This window comes from Cellulomonas marina (assembly GCF_900111925.1).
In the GTDB taxonomy this organism is placed as follows: Bacteria; Actinomycetota; Actinomycetes; order Actinomycetales; family Cellulomonadaceae; genus Cellulomonas; species Cellulomonas marina.
In genome coordinates, this window is record NZ_FOKA01000001.1 from 506101 (window position 1) to 523032 (window position 16932).

The following is a 16932-nucleotide window of genomic DNA, read 5'->3' on the forward strand; positions in this document are numbered from 1 at the left end:
TCCACGTCCCTCCACCGCGCACTGGGGCGGGCCGCACGAGGCGGGCCGCGCAGTGCCGGTCGCGCGCTGTGGCGTCGTCGGACACCGTCGGCGGCGCCGTCGTCCGCTGATGACACGTCGTGTCGCTCCACTCCGCACCACCGCTCTGTCCTGCGACGACGCACCCTGCACGAGAACGGTCGGGGAAGGCAGGGGTGTGCGGTGGATGGATGTGGAGTACGGTGGGGCGCACGGGAGCGGTGTGGGGTCGCCGGTGGTCCGGAGGGGGAGGCGGGGTGTGGACGATGCGTCGAGCGGCGTGCTCAGCGGCGTCGTGCCCTTCCTCGGCACGTACACCCCACGGCTCGACGACAAGGGCCGGCTCATCCTCCCGGCGAAGTTCCGGGCCCGGCTCGCGGCGGGGCTCGTCATGACGCGGGGGCAGGAGCGCTGCCTGTACCTGCTGCCGCCGGCCGAGTTCCACCGCATCCACGACGCGCTGAGCCGCAACCCGTTGCTCAACCGCTCGAGCCGGGACTACCTGCGGGTGTTCCTCTCCGGGGCCAGCGACGAGCTGCCCGACAAGCAGGGCCGCCTCTCGATCCCGCCGGTGCTGCGACGCTACGCCGGGCTGGACCGGGAGGTCGCCGTCATCGGCACGGGCAACCGCGTCGAGATCTGGGACCTCCCCTCGTGGGAGGCCTACCTGGCCGAGAAGGAGGCGGGCTACGCCGAGGCGGTCGAGGAGGGCTTCCCGGGCGAGGTGCCCTGACCCGCACGACCAGCACGACCGGTACGACCAGCACCACCCGCACGACCGGCGACGCCGTCGTCCGACGAGACCTCCCCCCGATCCCGCTGCCGCACTTCCCCGGCGGCAGGGGGTTCGGAGGGGGATCTGGCCGGACGGTGGAGGGCCGTCCGGCCTGCCACCCCGGCAGGCCCACCCGCACGACGGGCACGACCGAGCACGACGCACGACGAGCTCGACACATCGCCATGACGCACGACCCCGTACCGAGCACCACCCGCCCCACGACCGCGAGCGACCGGCCAGGAGGACCGATGACCGAGCCCGTGGACGACGCCGCGGCGCGGCACGTCCCGGTGCTGCTCGACCGGTGCGTGGAGCTGCTCGCCCCCGCGCTGGCCGCGCCGGGCGCGGTCCTCGTCGACGCGACGCTCGGGATGGGCGGCCACACGGAGGGCGTGCTGCGGGCGCTGCCGCACGTGCGCGTCGTCGGCCTCGACCGCGACCCGCAGGCGCTCGCGCTCGCGGGCCGGCGGCTCGCGCCGTTCGGCGACCGGTTCGTCGGCGTCCACGCGGTGTACGACGAGATGCGCGCGGTCCTCGACGACCTCGGCCTGCCGGCCGTCGACGGCGTGCTCATGGACCTCGGCGTGTCCTCGCTGCAGCTCGACGAGGTCGACCGCGGCTTCTCCTACGCCCGAGACGCCCCGCTCGACATGCGGATGGACCCCACGACGGGCCCGACCGCCGCCGACGTGCTCAACACCTACGACGAGCGCGAGCTCGTGCGCGTGCTGCGCGACTGGGGCGAGGAGCGCTTCGCGCCGCGGATCGCTCGGTCGGTCGTCGCCGCGCGGGCGCGCCGGCCGCTGGAGCGCACGGAGGAGCTGGTGGAGATCGTCCGGGCCGCCATCCCGGCCGCGGCGCGCGCGACGGGCGGCCACCCGGCCAAGCGGACCTTCCAGGCGCTGCGCATCGAGGTGAACGGCGAGCTCGAGGTGCTCGGACGGGCCGTCCCGGCCGCCGTGGACGTCCTGGCGGTCGGCGGCCGCATCGTCGTGGAGGCGTACCAGTCCCTCGAGGACCGCATCGTCAAGCGCGCGCTGGCCGCCGGCGCCACGTCGTCGGCCCCACCGGGAATGCCGGTCGAGACCGCCGACGACGCGCCCTACCTGCGCCTGCTCACCCGCGGCGCGGAGGAGGCCGACGAGGCCGAGCTCGCCCGCAACCCGCGCGCGCAGTCCGTGCGGCTGCGCGCGGCGGAGCGGACGCGCCCGACGCCCGCGCACCGGCGCCCCGCCGCGGCGGGCGACGCGGCGCCCCGCGGGTCGCGCCCGGCGCGTCGCGGGGGACCGGGCCGCCCGGCCCGCCTGCGGAGCCCCGCCGACACACCCACGTCCACCCCCGGACCCGTCCGACCGGCACCGTCCCCCCAGCAGCGATCGAGGAGCGTGGCATGAGCGCGAGCGCCGCCCGGGCCGTCGGCCCCGACCGTCACCGCACGGCCCCCGTGCCGTCATCCGCACCGTCATCCGCAGCCTCAGCCGCACCCGGGGCAGCCCCGTCCCCCCGTCGCGCGGGCGCGCCGTCGACCGCGCCCGCGCCGCGGCTGCGCCTGGTGCGCGCCCCGCTGCAGGCCCGCACGCGGGTCCCCTTCGTGCTGCTCTGCATGGCCGTGCTGGGCGCCGCCCTGCTGACCGCGCTGCTGCTCAACACCACCATGGCCGGCGGCGCGTACGCGAAGTACGAGCTCTCCAGCACGCTCGGCCAGCTCGAGCAGGACCGCAAGGACCTGCAGGCCGAGCTCGACGAGCGCTCGGCGCCGGGCTCGCTCGCACGGGCGGCGACGGCGCTCGGCATGGTCCCCGCCGACGGCACGGGGTGGATCCGCCTGTCCGACGGCACCGTCCAGGGCCGGCCGGGGGCAGCGGGATGACGACGACGACGCCGCGTCCGGCTCGGCGCGCCCCGGGGGCGACCGCCACCCCTGGCGGCGCCGCCCGCGCCACCACCACCAGCGCCACCACGACCAGCGCCACCGCCACCAGGGGCGCCACGACGTCCACGGCCGTCCGGCCCGGCGTCGTCGGCACCAACCGCCGTCCGGCGTCCGGCGCCGGCAACGCCCGTCCCGCCCGCGCCGGCGCCGGCGGAGGAGGTGGCGGCGCGGGCGGGCGCGGCGGCCGCCGTCCCGGCGCGCTGGGCCCGGTCGCCGCCGACGCCCGGGGACGCACCGCGTTCCTCACGGTCCTCGTCCTGGCGCTCCTGGCCGTCTTCGCGGGCCGCCTCGTGTGGGTGCAGGTCGTCGTCGGGCCGGCGCGTGCGGAGGAGGCGCTGGCCTCGCGGCTGACGACGCGGACCGAGGTGCTCGGCACCCGCGGCCAGATCACCGACGCGGACGGCGTCGCGCTGGCGACCTCCGTCGAGCGCTACGTCGTGTGGGTCAACCAGCACCAGGTCGCCGAGTTCCGCGGCTCCGACGAGGCGCCCGAGGGCGCGGCGGGCGTGGCGCAGCTCCTCGCGCCGCTGCTCGACGCCGACGTGGCCGAGCTCGGCGGGCGGCTCGTCGGCGAGGCGGGCTACAAGGTGCTGCAGAAGGACGTGCTGCCCGAGATCGCCCGCGAGATCCGGTCCCTGGGGCTGCCGGGCATCGGCGTCGACATGGTGCCCGACCGCGTGTACCCCAACGGCACGCTGGCCGGGAACGTCGTGGGCTTCGTCAACTCGTCCGACCAGGGCGTGGCGGGCCTCGAGGCGGCGCTCGACGGCACGCTCACGGGCGAGGCGGGCTGGGAGCAGTACGAGCGCGGCCGCATGGGGCAGGCCATCCCGGGCGGCTACAGCGAGGGCGACCCGGCGCGCGACGGGCTGTCGGTGCGCACGACGATCGTCTCCGACATCCAGTGGAAGGCCCAGGCGGCCCTCGACGCGCAGGTGGCCGCGACGGGCTCCGACAGCGGCACGGTCGTCGTCATGGACCCGCGGACCGGCGCGGTCCTGGCGCTCGCCGACTCGGGCAGCATCGACCCGAACAGCCCCGGCGGCAGCACGGGGTCGCTGACCCCGTCGGTCTCGGACGTCTTCGAGCCCGGGTCGACCGGCAAGGTCGTCACGATGGCCGCCGCGCTCGAGCAGGGCATCACGACGCCGACGGACCAGTACGAGGTCCCGTACACGTACACGACGGAGAACGGGCAGACCTTCAAGGACTCCCACGAGCACGAGCTGCAGCGACTGACGACGACGGGCGTGCTCGCGGAGTCGTCGAACACCGGAACCGTCATGATCGGCCAGCGGCTGAGCGAGCCGACGCGCGAAGAGTACCTGCGCCGCTTCGGCTTCGGCGCCCGCACCGGGATCGAGCTGCCGGGGGAGTCGGCCGGGCGGCTGCTGCCCGCCGAGGAGTGGGACGGCCGCTCCCAGTACGCGGTCCTGTTCGGCCAGGCGCTCTCCGTCACGGCGGTGCAGGCGACGAGCGTCTTCGCGACGATCGCCAACGGCGGCGTCCGGGTGGCGCCGCACCTCGTCGCCGGCACGACGGACGAGGACGGGACCTTCACGCCGGCCGCCCCCGCGGCCTCCACGCAGGTCGTCTCCGCGGAGACGGCCGGGACCGTGCTCAGCATGCTCGAGAGCGTCGTCGACGACGGCACGGGCGGCAGCGCGGCCATCGAGGGCTACCGCGTCGCCGGCAAGACCGGCACCGCCCAGAACTGGGTCGACGGCGTGCAGGGCATCACGGCCTCCTTCATCGGCGTGGCTCCCGTCGACGACCCGCGGCTCGTCGTGAGCGTCATCCTGCACAACCCGCGCACGTCCGAGTGGGGTGGCACGGTGGCGGCGCCGGTGTTCCAGGACGTCACGCGGTACGCCCTCGGGGAGCTCGGCGTCGCGCCCTCCGGCACGGCCCCGACGCTGTACCCGACGACGTGGTGAGCAGCGTGGTGAGCGGCGTGGTGAGCGACGTGGTGCGCGACGTGGTGGACGCCACGCCGACGGCCGCGGCCGCGGCCGGGTCCCCGGGCACGGCGGACCGGGCCGGCCGCCGGGCGCGGGGTAGCCTCGCCCCATGACGTCCCCCCAGGGTCGGCTGCGCCCGCACGCCCCGACGGCCCGCCGGGTGACCGACCTCGCCGCCGCCCACGGCCTCGCCGCGGCGGGAGCCCCGGCGGCGGACGTGCAGGTCAGCGGCGTGACGGTCGCCTCCGGCGACGTGGCTCCCGGCGACCTCTTCGTCGCCGTCCGCGGCCTGACCGTGCACGCGGCCCGCTTCGCCGCCCAGGCCCTCGACCTCGGTGCGGCCGCCGTCCTCACCGACGACGAGGGCCTGTCCCACCTGGCCGACGCCGGGCTGGCGGACCGGGTGCCCGTGCTGCTCGCGGCGGACCCGCGCGCGCTGGCCGGGCCCGTGGCCGCCTGGCTGCACGGGCACCCGGCGGACCGGCTCGTGACCGTCGGCGTCACGGGCACGAACGGCAAGACGACGACGAGCTACTTCGTCGACGCGGCCCTGCGGGCCGTCCACCCGGTGACCGCCGTGCTCGGCACGGTGGAGCTGCGGATCGGCGAGGAGTCCATCGAGAGCCCGCGCACGACGGTCGAGGCGCCGGTGCTGCAGGCGATCTGCGCGCTGGCGCTCGAGCGCGGCGCGGGCGCCCTCACCACGGAGGTGTCGTCGCACGCGCTGGCCCTGGGCCGCGTCGAGGGGTTCGTCGCCGACGTGGCGGCCTTCACCAACCTCCAGCGCGACCACCTCGACTTCCACGGCGACATGGAGGGCTACTTCGCCGCCAAGGCGGCCCTGTTCACCCCGGCGCACGCGCGCCGCGCGGTGGTCGTCGTCGACGACGACTGGGGCCGGCGGCTGGCGACGGAGGCGACCGTGCCGGTCGAGACCGTCGCCACGCACGTCGGGGCGCCGGGGGCCGACGAGGCCGACTGGGCCGTGGTCGCGGCCGACGTCGGGCTGGACGGCGTCGGCTCACGGTTCACCCTGCGGGGCCCGGACGGGACGACGCACGAGGCGGCCAGCCCGCTGCCGGGGCTCGTGAACGTCTCCAACGCGGCCCTCGCCGTCGTCGTCGCGCACGCCGCCGGGGTGCCGCTGGGCACCGCGATCGCCGCCGTCGGCGCCGCGCACGCCGTGCCCGGACGGATGGAGCGCGTCGTCGAGCGCGGCGACGGGCTGCCGCTGTGCCTCGTCGACTACGCCCACACCCCGGACGCGCTGGTGCTGGCGCTGGAGGCCGTGCGGCCGATCACGCCGGGGCGGCTCGTGCTCGTCCTCGGCTCCGACGGCGACCGCGACCGGGGCAAGCGGCCGATCATGGGGGAGATCGCCGCCCGCCTGGCCGACGTCGTCGTCGTCACGGACGAGAACCCGCGCTCGGAGGACCCCGCGTCCATCCGGGCCGCCATCCTCGAGGGCGTGCGGTCCGTGCGCCCCGACCTGCACGACGTGGTCGAGGCCACCGACCGCCGCCAGGGCCTGCTCGACGCCGTCGCCGCGGCGCACGAGCCCGACACCGTCATCGTGACGGGCAAGGGCCACGAACCGACCCAGGAGATCGCCGGGGTGTTCCACCGCTACAACGACCGTGACGTGTACCTGGAGGCGCAGCGCCGCCACCGGGCCGGGACCGCGGGGCTGCCCGCGTGATCGCGCTGACCGCGGCCGAGCTGGCCGACGCGACGGGCGGGCGGCTGACCGGGCCGGTCGACCCCGCGACCGTCGTGAGCGGGCCGGTGGTGAGCGACTCGCGCGAGGTGGACCCCGGGGCGCTGTTCGTCGCCATCGCCGGGGAGCACGCGGACGGGCACGACCACGCGGCGTCCGCCGTCGCGGCGGGAGCGGTCCTCGTGCTGGCCGCGCGGGAGCTGGCGGGGCCCGAAGGGTCGCCCCTGCCGGCCGTCGTGGTCGACGACCCCGTCGCGGCCCTCGGCGAGCTCGCCCGTGACGTCCTCGGCCGGCTCCGCGAGGCCTCGGTCGAGCCGGGCGGCGCGGGGCTGCGGGTCATCGGGGTGACCGGCTCGGTCGGCAAGACGACGACGAAGGACCTGCTGGCGCAGCTGTGCTCCGCCGCGGGCCCGACCGTCGCGCCGGTGCGGTCGTTCAACAACGAGATCGGGCTGCCGCTGACGGTGCTGCGGGCCGACGAGCGGACGCGGTTCCTCGTCCTCGAGATGGGCGCGAGCGGCCCCGGGCACCTGACGTACCTCACGCGGATCGCGCCGCCGGACGTGTCCGTCGTGCTCGTCGTCGGGCAGGCGCATCTCGGCGGCTTCGGCGGCATCGAGGCCGTGGCGCGCGCGAAGGCGGAGATCGTCGACGGGCTGGCGCCCGGCGGGGTGGCCGTGCTCAACGTCGACGACCTGCGCGTGCAGGCGATGGCCGAGCGCGCGCCGGGCGACGTCGTGTGGTTCGGCAGCGCCCCCACCGCCGACGTGCGGGCCGTCGACGTGCAGCTCGACCGTGCGGGGCGCCCCTCGTTCACGCTCACCGCCCGCGGCGGCTCGGCCCCCGTGCGGCTGCGCCTCGTCGGGGAGCACCACGTGCACAACGCGCTGGCGGCGGCCGCCGCGGGGCTGGCCGTCGGGCTGGACCTCGACGAGGTCGCGACCGGCCTGTCGCTCGCGGACGCGCTGTCGCCGCACCGCATGCACGTCGTCGAGCGCCCCGACGGCGTGACCGTCGTCGACGACTCCTACAACGCCAACCCCGACTCCATGCGCGCCGCGCTCAAGGCCCTGGCGGTCCTCGCCGGCCGCGACCGGCGCTCGGTGGCCGTGCTGGGGGAGATGCGCGAGCTCGGCGACGAGGCGGGCGAGGCGCACGACCTCATCGGGCGTCTCGCGGTCCGGCTCAACGTCAAGCTCCTCGTCGTCGTGGGGGAGGGCGCGCACCGCATCGCCGACGGCGCCCAGCACGAGGGCTCGTGGGGGGAGGAGGTGGCGGTGGTCGACGACGTCGACGCCGCCGCCGCGTTCCTCGACGCGGAGCTGCGGCCGGGTGACGTCGTGCTCGTGAAGTCCTCCTACGGCGCCGGCCTGTGGCGGCTCGGGGACCACCTGACCCAGGGGGTGCAGACCGCGTGAAGGCCGTCCTCATCGCCGGGGCGGTCTCCATGGTGGTGGCGCTGCTCGGCACGCCGCTCTTCATCCGCCTCCTCGTCAAGAAGCAGTACGGCCAGTTCATCCGCCAGGACGGGCCGACCGGCCACTTCACCAAGCGCGGGACCCCGACGATGGGCGGCGTCGTCATCATCGGCGCCACCCTTGTCGGGTGGCTCGCGGCGGTGCTGAGCACCGGGCGGGCACCGACCGTGTCGGCGCTGCTCCTGCTGTACCTCATGACGGGCCTCGGGCTCGTCGGGTTCCTCGACGACTACATCAAGATCTCCCGGCAGCGCAGCCTCGGCCTGCGCGCGGTGTGGAAGATCGTCGGGCAGGGGTTCGTCGGGATCTCCTTCGCGGTGCTGGCCCTGCGGTTCCCCAACGCCGAGGGCCTGACGCCCGGCTCCACCGAGATCTCGTTCCTGCGCGACACGGGCCTGGACCTCGCCTTCGCCGGGGCGACGCTCGGGCTCGTGCTCTTCGTCGTGTGGGCCAACTTCCTCATCACGGCGTGGTCCAACGCCGTCAACCTCACCGACGGGCTCGACGGGCTCGCGACGGGGGCGTCGCTCATCGTCTTCGGCGCGTACGTCATCGTGTGCATCTGGCAGTTCAACCAGACGTGCCAGACCCTGGCGCCCGGCCCCCGCTGCTACGACGCCCGTGACCCGCTGGCCCTGGCCGCCGTGGCCGCGGCGATCACCGGCGCGTGCTTCGGCTTCCTGTGGTGGAACGCCAGCCCGGCACGGATCTTCATGGGCGACACGGGGTCCCTGGCGCTCGGCGGCGCGCTGGCGGGCATCTCGATCCTGTCGCGCACCGAGATCCTCGCCGCGATCCTCGGCGGGCTCTTCGTCCTCGTCGTCCTGTCCGACGTCATCCAGATCGGGTTCTTCAAGATGACGGGCCGGCGGGTGTTCAAGATGGCCCCGCTGCACCACCACTTCGAGCTGTCGGGGTGGGGCGAGGTCACGATCGTCATCCGGTTCTGGATCATCGCGGGGCTCTTCGTCGCCGCCGGTGTCGCCGTGTTCTACGGCGAGTGGGTGGTGAGCTCCTAGATGACGACCGCACCCGTCCCCGGTCTGGCCGAGGGCGCCCGGGTCGTCGTCGCCGGTCTCGGCGTCTCCGGCGCGGCCGCCGCGCGCGCCCTGCGCGGGCGCGGCCACCACGTCGTCACCGTCGACGCCCGCGCCCCGGGGGCCGACGCCGCCGACGAGGCGGCCTTCGTCGCCGCGGGCGGGCTCGACGGCGCCGCGCTGCTGCTCGTCTCGCCGGGCTGGCCGCCGCGCTCGCCGCTGCCGGTCGCGGCCGCCGCCGCCGGCGTCCCGGTCTGGAGCGAGGTGGAGCTGGCCTGGCGGCTGCGCGTCGACCGCGCCGCCGACGGCGGGCCCGCGCCCTGGCTCGCGGTCACCGGCACCAACGGCAAGACGACGACGGTCGGCATGCTGGAGTCGGTGCTGCGGGCGGGCGGCCGTCGCGTGGCGGCGGTCGGCAACGTCGGCACGCCGGTCGTCGAGGCCGTGACCGACCCCGACCTCGACGTGCTGGCCGTCGAGCTGTCGAGCTTCCAGCTGCACAGCACGCACAGCACCTCGCCGCAGGCCGCGGCCGTGCTCAACGTGGCCGCCGACCACCTCGACTGGCACGGCGGCATGGACGCCTACGCGGCCGACAAGGGCCGGGTCTACGCCCGGACCCAGGTCGCCTGCGTCTACAACGTCGACGACCCGCGCACGGAGGCCCTCGTCCGGGAGGCCGAGGTCGTCGAGGGCGCGCTGGCGGTCGGCTTCACGCTCGCGGCGCCCACCGTCGGGCAGGTGGGGCTCGTCGAGGGCATCCTCGTCGACCGCGGGTTCACCCCCCTGCGGCACCGGCACGGCGCGGCCGAGCTCGGCACCGTCGACGACCTGCGCCACCTGGCCGGCCCCGACGGGCTCGTGCCGCCGCACGTCGTGCAGAACGCGCTCGCCGCCGCGGCCCTCGCGCTGGCGCACGGCGTGGAGCCCGTCGCGGTGCGGGACGGCCTGCGCGCGTACGCGCCGGGCGCCCACCGCATCGAGACGGTCGCGCGCGGCGAGGGGATCGCGTGGGTCGACGACTCCAAGGCCACCAACGCGCACGCGGCGTCGGCGTCCCTCGCGGCCTTCGAGCCGGGCAGCGTCGTATGGGTCGCCGGCGGCCTGGCCAAGGGCGCGACGTTCGACGAGCTCGTCCGCGCCCGTGCCGACCGCGTGCACGCCGCCGTGCTCATCGGCGTGGACCGCGCCCCGCTGCGGGACGCGTTGGCCCGACACGCGCCGCAGGTGCCCGTCGTCGAGATCGACGCCGGTGACACTGGGGATGTGATGACCCGAGCCGTGTCCGTGGCGCGGCGGCTGGCCCTGCCGGCCGTCGGGGCGCACGACCCCGTGACCGTCCTGCTGGCCCCCGCGTGCGCGTCGATGGACCAGTTCCGCTCCTACGCCGAGCGGGGCGAGGCCTTCGCGCGTGCCGCGCGGGCCCTCGTCGCCGAGCACGGCGACGGGCACGGCGACGGGCACGGCGACGGCCCCGACGGGGTGCCCACGAGCGGCCCGACCGGGTCCCGGTGAGCGCCCCGACCGACGCCCGGCCGCAGCGCGGCGCGACCGCGCTGCCCCCCGGGTCGGGTGCCCCCGCGCTCGTGCGGGCCCGCGGGCTGATCGGGCACTGGAACAGCCCCGTCGCCTCGTCCTACCTCCTGGCCGGGGCCGCCGGGCTGCTGCTCGTCATCGGCCTCGTCATGGTGCTGTCGAGCTCGAGCGTCGAGTCGGTCGACGCGGGGCGGTCGCCCTACGCCGGGTTCCTCTCCCAGCTGCAGTACGCGCTGCTCGGCCTGCCGGTGCTGGTGCTCCTGTCCCGTGCGCCCGTGCGGCTGCTGCGCCGCCTGGCCTGGCCGGCGCTCGCCGGCGCGGTCGTCTTCCAGCTCCTCGTCTTCGTCCCCGGGCTGGGCTGCGGGGCCGGCGGCAACCTCAACTGGGTGTGCGTCGGCGGCTTCTCGGCGCAGCCGTCGGAGGCCATCAAGCTCGCGCTCGCGCTGTGGCTCGGCGCGGTGCTCGCCCGCAAGCAGCACCTGCTGGGGGACTGGCGGCACGCCGCCGTGCCGGTGGTGCCCGTCGTCGCCGTCGCGGTCGGGGTCGTGCTCGTCGGGCACGACCTGGGCACGGCGCTCGTCATGCTGCTGCTGGTCGCAGGGGCGCTCTTCGTCGCCGGGCTGCCGCTGCGGTTCTTCGCGGTCGCGGGGCTGGCCGGCGCCGGGCTCGCCGCGGCCCTGGCGCTGACGTCGGCCAACCGCGTCGAGCGGATCACGAGCTGGCTCTCGGACACCTGCGACACCTCGGGCGCCTGCTACCAGACGCTGCACGGCGGCTACGGGCTCGCGACGGGCGGGCTGCTCGGGGTGGGCCTCGGCAGCAGCCGGGAGAAGTGGTCCTACCTGCCCGAGGCGCACAACGACTTCATCTTCGCGATCCTCGGCGAGGAGCTCGGGCTCGTCGGGACGGTGCTCGTCCTCGTGCTCATCGGCCTGATGGCGGTCGCCATGCTGCGCGTCGTGCGGCGGCACCCCGACCCGTTCGCCCAGGTGGTGACGGGCGCGGTCATGGCCTGGATCGTCGGGCAGGCCCTGGTCAACATCGCGGTGGTCGTCGGACTGGCGCCGGTCATCGGCGTGCCGCTGCCGCTCGTGTCGGCGGGCGGCTCCGCCCTCATCATGACGATGGCGGCGATCGGGGTCGTGCTGGCCTTCGCGCGGACCGAGCCCGGGGCCGCCGAGGCCCTGGCAGCCCGTCCCTCCGTCGTGCGCCGCAGCCTCGCGGTCGTGGGCCGGGTCCGTGGCTGAGGCCCCCGCGGCGGCACGCGCACGGTCCGTCCTCCTGGCGGGCGGCGGGACCGCCGGCCACGTCAACCCGCTCCTGGCGGTCGCCGAGGAGCTGCGCCGCCGCGACCCGGGCGTGGTGCTGACGGTCCTCGGCACGACGGCGGGCCTCGAGGCGCGGCTCGTGCCGGCGCACGGGCTGCCGCTCGTCCCCGTGCCGCGCGTGCCGCTGCCGCGCCGGCCCTCCGTCGACCTGCTGCGCCTGCCCGCGCGGCTGGTCGCGGCGGTGCGCGCGGCGGAGGACGCCGCCCGCGGGAGCCGCGCCGAGGTCGTCGTCGGCTTCGGCGGGTACGTCGCGACGCCGGCCTACCTCGCCGCCCGGCGCCTGCGCCTGCCCGTCGTCGTGCACGAGCAGAACGCCCGGCCCGGCCTGGCCAACCGCGTGGGCGCCCGGGGCGCCGCCGCGGTCGCCACGACCTTCCCCGGCACGGCGCTGCCGGGGGCGGTCGTCACGGGGCTCCCGCTGCGGACGGCGGTCGCGCGGCTCCTGGCGGACCGGTCCGCCGACGCGGCGGGCACGCGCGCCCGCGCCGCCGCGGCGCTGGGGCTCGACCCGGCCCGCCCCACCCTGCTCGTCACCGGCGGGTCCCTCGGCGCGCAGAGCGTGAACGCCGCTGTCGCCGGGGCCGCCGCCGATCTCCTGGCGACCGGTGCGCAGGTGGTGCACCTCACCGGGGCCGGCAAGTCCGCGCCCGTCCTGGCGGCGGTGTCCGGCCTGCCCGGGTCGGAGCGGTACGTCGTGCGCGAGTACCTCGACGCGATGGAGCTCGCGCTCGCCTGCGCGGATCTCGTGCTCGGGCGCGCCGGCGCCGGGACCGTCTGCGAGCTGGCCGCCCTCGGGATCCCGGCGGTCTACGTGCCGCTGCCCGTCGGCAACGGCGAGCAGCGCCTCAACGCGGCCCCGGTGGTCGCGGCCGGGGGGGGCCTGCTCGTGCCCGACGAGAGCCTCGACGCGGCATGGCTGCGCGCGCACCTGCTGCCCCTGCTCGACGGGCCCGACGCCGTCGCGGCGCGCACCCGCATGGGCGCCGCGGCGGTCGGCGTGGGCGTCCCGGACGCCGCCGCGCGCGTGGCGGACCTCGTCGAGCGGCACCTGCCGCCCGTCCGGGCCGCCGGGGGCCGGTCGTGAGCGGGGTCGGCGGGGCGCCCGTCGACCTGCGCGCGCTGGGCCGCACGCACCTCGTCGGCGTCGGCGGGGTCGGCATGTCGGCGGTCGCGGGCCTGCTCGCCGCGCGCGGGGTGCCGACCTCGGGCTGCGACGCGAAGGAGGGGCCCGCCCTGGCAGTCCTGCGGGACGCCGGGGTCGCCGTGCACGTCGGGCACGCGGCCGCGCACGCCGACGACGCGGACACGCTCGTCGTCACCTCCGCCGTGCGCGCCGACCACCCGGAGCTCGCGCGGGCGCGGGCGCTCGGCCGGCGCGTCCTGCACCGGTCGGAGGCCCTGGCCGCCCTCATGGCGGACCGGGACGCCGTGGCCGTCGCCGGCGCGCACGGCAAGACCACGACGTCGGCGATGGTCGCCGCCGCGCTGGTGGCCGCCGGTGCGGACCCGTCGTTCGCCATCGGGGGCACGGTGCTGGCGGCCGACGGCCCCCTCGGCGGCAGCCGCGAGGGCGCCGGACCGGTGTTCGTCGCAGAGGCGGACGAGTCCGACGGGTCCTTCCTCGCCTACGCCCCCCTCGTCGCGGTCGTCACCAACGTCGAGCCGGACCACCTCGACCACTACGGGACGCGGGAGGCGTTCGAGGACGCCTTCGTCGCGTTCGCGGGCAGGGTCCGCGACGGCGGGCTGCTCGTCGCGTGCGCCGACGACCCGGGGTCCGCCGCGCTCGTCGCCCGCACGCGCGAAGCCCTCGCGACCCGCGGCGCCGAGGTCGCCACGTACGGCATCGACGAGGGCGGCGCGGCCACCGACGGCGCGGCCACCGACGGCGCAGCCACCGGGGAGCCGGACGTCGCCGTGCAGCCCGGCGCGGCACGCACGGTCGACGGCGCACGCCGCTGGCCGGTGCGGCTCACCGACCGGCGCGACGGCACGGTGGTGGAGCTCCTCCTGGCGGTGCCCGGGGTCCACAACGCGCTGGACGCGGCCGCCGCGTGGTGCGCGCTGCGCCGCGTCGGCGTCGCCCCGGAGGCGGCGGCGGCCGGTCTCGGGTCCTTCCGCGGGACGGGCCGCCGCTTCGAGGACCGCGGCAGCGCCGGCGGCGTGCGCGTCGTCGACGACTACGCCCACCACCCCACCGAGGTCGCGGCGCTCCTGCGGGCGGCCCGCGCCGAGGCGGGGGACGGGCGCGTCCTCGCGCTCTTCCAGCCGCACCTGTTCTCCCGCACGCGGACCTTCGCGGAGGAGTTCGGGCAGGCCTTCGACCTGGCCGACGTCGTCGTGGTCACCGACGTCTACGCGGCCCGCGAGGCGCCCGACCCGACGGTGACCGGTGCCCTCGTCGCCGACGCGGTGCCGACGCCCGGACGCGCCGCCTTCGTCGCCGACCGGACCGCCGCCGCGTTCGCCGTGGCCGCCGCCGCGCGGCCGGGAGACCTGCTGCTGACCGTCGGTGCGGGGGACGTCACCGAGCTCGCTCCCGTCGTGCTCGCGGCGCTCGCCGAGGGCACCGCTGCCGCCGACGGGGGCACGACGCACGGGCGGGGGACGGCGTGAGCCCGGCCCGGCCGCCACGCCCGCGGCCGGTGCCCGTGCGGACGGCCCCTCGTGCTCCCGCCCCGCCGGTCCCGCCCGCCCCGCCGGTCGCGACCGGCCCGCCGATCCTGCCCGCCCCGCCGGTCCGGCCGCCGGCGCCGGCAGCCGCCCGGCCCGAGGCGCCCCCGGCCCCGTCGCCCGCGTCCGCCGCGACCCGGGCTCCGGCGGGAGAGCGGCCGGGCGGGCCGGCCACGGTCCGGCCGCAGCCCCCGGCGCCGCAGGTGGTGGTCCCGCCGCCCCCGGCGCGCGGCCCGCGCCAACCGCCCGTCGTCTCCCCGCGGTCCGCCGCGAGGTTCGCCGAACGGGTCCGGCTGCGCCGCACCCTCGCGCGGCGGAAGGTCGCCGCGCTGGTCGGCGGCGTCGTCGCGCTGGCGGCGGTGGCATGGGTGCTGCTCTGGTCGCCCGTGCTCGCGCTCGACCCGGCCCGGGTGCGGGTCACGGGCGCGAGCACGGTCGTGGCCGTCGACCAGGTGGACGCCGTCGTCGCCGCGCGCAGCGGGGTCCCCCTCCCGCGGCTCGACACGGTCGCGCTGCGCGACGAGCTCCTCGACGTGCCCGGCGTGCGCGAGGTGCGCGTGCTGCGGCTGTGGCCGCACGGCCTGGCCGTGGAGCTCGTGGCGCGGCAGCCGGCGGCCGCCGTGCCCGAGGCCGACGGCGGGTTCGTCCTGCTCGACACCGACGGGGTCCAGGTCGGGCGCGTGGACGACGTGCCCGACGGCCTGCCGGTCGTCGACGTCCCCGTGGGCCGGCCGCGCGTCCTGGCCGCGGTCCTGCGCGTCCTCGAGGGGCTGCCCGCGGACCTGCTGGCCCAGGTCGCCGACGTCAGCGCCGGGACGGAGGACACCGTCCGCCTGGGCCTGCGGGACGGCGTCGCGGTGGAGTGGGGGAGCGCGGACGGCACGGCGCTGAAGGCGGCGGTGCTCGCCACGCTGCGGGCGTCGGCGGACGCGGCGGGCGTGACCGTCTACGACGTGTCGGCGCCCACGATGCCCATCACGCGCTGACGCGCGACCGATCGCCGACACGCGCGCGGCGGTCGTTGAACCCGGCGGGGGCCGCACCTAGCGTCACGGGCAGCAGCGCACCTGACATAACTCTAACCCTCCACCTGAAGGTGAGGGTTCACCGGACCCGGACGAGAGGCACCCCCCGTGGCAGCTCCGCAGAACTACCTGGCGGTCATCAAGGTCGTCGGCATCGGCGGCGGCGGCGTCAACGCCGTCAACCGCATGATCGAGGTCGGCCTCAAGGGGGTCGAGTTCATCGCGATCAACACCGACGCCCAGGCCCTGCTCATGTCCGACGCGGACGTCAAGCTCGACGTCGGTCGCGAGCTGACCCGCGGTCTCGGCGCCGGTGCCGACCCCGAGGTGGGGCGCAAGGCCGCCGAGGACCACATGGAGGAGATCGAGGACGTCCTGCGCGGGGCGGACATGGTCTTCGTCACCGCGGGGGAGGGCGGCGGCACCGGCACGGGCGGCGCCCCCGTCGTCGCCCGGATCGCCCGCTCGCTCGGCGCCCTCACCATCGGTGTCGTCACGCGGCCGTTCACGTTCGAGGGGCGCCGCCGGGGCGTGCAGGCCGACACGGGCATCGACGCCCTGCGCGCCGAGGTCGACACGCTCATCGTCATCCCCAACGACCGCCTGCTGTCGATCTCCGACCGCTCGGTCTCGGTGCTCGACGCCTTCCACTCCGCCGACCAGGTGCTGCTGTCCGGCGTCCAGGGCATCACGGACCTCATCACCACGCCGGGTCTGATCAACCTCGACTTCGCCGACGTGAAGTCGGTCATGCAGGACGCTGGCTCGGCGCTCATGGGCATCGGCTTCGCCCGGGGCGACGACCGCGCGGTGCAGGCCGCGGAGATGGCGATCAGCTCCCCGCTGCTCGAGGCGAGCATCGACGGCGCCCACGGCGTGCTGCTGTCCATCCAGGGCGGCTCCGACCTCGGCCTCTTCGAGATCAACGAGGCCGCGCGTCTCGTGCACGAGGCGGCGCACCCCGAGGCCAACATCATCTTCGGCGCGGTCATCGACGACTCCCTCGGCGACGAGGTGCGCGTGACCGTCATCGCCGCCGGCTTCGACAGCGGCAGCCCCTCGGTCCGCGGCGACGCCCGCGCGCTCGGGCAGGTCAGCGGGTCGTCGGCCGCGCGGGCCCTGCCGTCGCCGCCGCCGGTGCCGCCGCGCCCGGTGCTGGAGGACCGCGAGGACATCGCGCGCACGGCCGCGCCGCTCGCCGCCCCGACGGGTGCGCCCACCACGCGGCCCGTCCCGGTGAGCCCCGCGCCGTCGGACGTCCCCGGCTTCCTCTCGCCCGAGCGCGAGCCGGTGCCGGTGACGGGCGCCCTCGAGGTGCCGCGCACGTTCACGGACGAGCCGCGCCGCCAGCGCGGCGACGACCTGGACGTGCCGGACTTCCTCAAGTAGCCGGTGGCACCCCTCACGTCGCGCCGGCCGGACGGGACGGGTGCGCCGGTCCCGCTGCG

The 16932-nt window shown here is 77.0% G+C and carries 14 protein-coding genes; all 14 read left to right on the forward strand.

Annotated elements, in window-relative coordinates:
• Window positions 1-313 precede the first annotated feature (313 nt).
• The 14 genes from mraZ (at window position 314) to ftsZ (ending at window position 16873) form a co-directional block, all read left to right on the forward strand.
• On the forward strand, window positions 314-751 hold the full coding sequence (gene mraZ, locus BM048_RS02250) for a division/cell wall cluster transcriptional repressor MraZ (RefSeq protein WP_373308390.1): 438 nt from the start codon (window positions 314-316) through the stop codon (window positions 749-751).
• A gap of 293 nt (window positions 752-1044) precedes the next feature.
• Window positions 1045-2190, forward strand: coding sequence for a 16S rRNA (cytosine(1402)-N(4))-methyltransferase RsmH (gene rsmH, locus BM048_RS02255; RefSeq protein WP_175499180.1), 1146 nt, complete (start codon window positions 1045-1047; stop codon window positions 2188-2190).
• 158 nt (window positions 2191-2348) lie between these two features.
• A complete protein-coding gene (gene ftsL, locus BM048_RS02260; RefSeq protein WP_239078636.1) occupies window positions 2349-2666 on the forward strand; it encodes a cell division protein FtsL in 318 nt (105 codons plus the stop codon).
• Window positions 2663-4666 carry a peptidoglycan D,D-transpeptidase FtsI family protein gene (locus tag BM048_RS02265; RefSeq protein WP_090030267.1) on the forward strand — a complete coding sequence of 668 codons (2004 nt, stop codon included), beginning with the start codon at window positions 2663-2665 and terminating at the stop codon, window positions 4664-4666. Before ftsL ends, BM048_RS02265 begins: the two co-directional genes overlap by 4 nt.
• Window positions 4663-4803 (forward strand): hypothetical protein, encoded by a 141-nt coding sequence (locus BM048_RS18020; protein WP_175499182.1) that lies wholly within the window; start codon window positions 4663-4665, stop codon window positions 4801-4803. Before BM048_RS02265 ends, BM048_RS18020 begins: the two co-directional genes overlap by 4 nt.
• Window positions 4800-6389: a UDP-N-acetylmuramoyl-L-alanyl-D-glutamate--2,6-diaminopimelate ligase gene (locus BM048_RS02270; protein ID WP_090030269.1), complete on the forward strand. Its 1590-nt coding sequence runs from the start codon at window positions 4800-4802 to the stop codon at window positions 6387-6389. The genes BM048_RS18020 and BM048_RS02270 overlap by 4 nt, the downstream gene beginning before the upstream one ends.
• The gene (locus tag BM048_RS02275; protein ID WP_090030271.1) at window positions 6386-7825 is read left to right on the forward strand and encodes a UDP-N-acetylmuramoyl-tripeptide--D-alanyl-D-alanine ligase; all 1440 of its coding nucleotides are present in this window, start codon (window positions 6386-6388) and stop codon (window positions 7823-7825) included. The genes BM048_RS02270 and BM048_RS02275 overlap by 4 nt, the downstream gene beginning before the upstream one ends.
• Window positions 7822-8904: a phospho-N-acetylmuramoyl-pentapeptide-transferase gene (gene mraY, locus BM048_RS02280; protein WP_090030273.1), complete on the forward strand. Its 1083-nt coding sequence runs from the start codon at window positions 7822-7824 to the stop codon at window positions 8902-8904. The genes BM048_RS02275 and mraY overlap by 4 nt, the downstream gene beginning before the upstream one ends.
• The gene (gene murD, locus BM048_RS02285; protein ID WP_090030275.1) at window positions 8905-10437 is read left to right on the forward strand and encodes a UDP-N-acetylmuramoyl-L-alanine--D-glutamate ligase; all 1533 of its coding nucleotides are present in this window, start codon (window positions 8905-8907) and stop codon (window positions 10435-10437) included.
• Window positions 10434-11705, forward strand: a complete 1272-nt coding sequence (gene ftsW / locus BM048_RS02290) for a putative lipid II flippase FtsW (RefSeq protein WP_090030277.1) — start codon at window positions 10434-10436, stop codon at window positions 11703-11705. The genes murD and ftsW overlap by 4 nt, the downstream gene beginning before the upstream one ends.
• A complete protein-coding gene (gene murG / locus BM048_RS02295; protein ID WP_090030279.1) occupies window positions 11698-12870 on the forward strand; it encodes an undecaprenyldiphospho-muramoylpentapeptide beta-N-acetylglucosaminyltransferase in 1173 nt (390 codons plus the stop codon). Before ftsW ends, murG begins: the two co-directional genes overlap by 8 nt.
• A complete protein-coding gene (murC, locus tag BM048_RS02300) occupies window positions 12867-14402 on the forward strand; it encodes a UDP-N-acetylmuramate--L-alanine ligase (protein ID WP_308439471.1) in 1536 nt (511 codons plus the stop codon). The genes murG and murC overlap by 4 nt, the downstream gene beginning before the upstream one ends.
• Window positions 14403-14662: 260 nt before the next feature.
• Entirely contained in the window at window positions 14663-15445 is a 783-nt protein-coding gene (locus tag BM048_RS02305; RefSeq protein ID WP_090030538.1) for a cell division protein FtsQ/DivIB, read from the forward strand.
• A 147-nt stretch (window positions 15446-15592) separates the two neighbouring features.
• Window positions 15593-16873, forward strand: coding sequence for a cell division protein FtsZ (gene ftsZ / locus BM048_RS02310; RefSeq protein ID WP_090030281.1), 1281 nt, complete (start codon window positions 15593-15595; stop codon window positions 16871-16873).
• Window positions 16874-16932 lie beyond the last annotated feature (59 nt).

Bases quoted from the DNA above. Each gene is read 5' to 3' on its own strand.
- rsmH (WP_175499180.1), top strand. From the start codon at position 1,045: ATGACCGAGCCCGTGGACGACGCCGCGGCGCGGCACGTCCCGGTGCTG.
- BM048_RS02265 (WP_090030267.1), top strand. From the start codon at position 2,663: ATGACGACGACGACGCCGCGTCCGGCTCGGCGCGCCCCGGGGGCGACC.
- BM048_RS02270 (WP_090030269.1), top strand. From the start codon at position 4,800: ATGACGTCCCCCCAGGGTCGGCTGCGCCCGCACGCCCCGACGGCCCGC.
- murD (WP_090030275.1), top strand. From the start codon at position 8,905: ATGACGACCGCACCCGTCCCCGGTCTGGCCGAGGGCGCCCGGGTCGTC.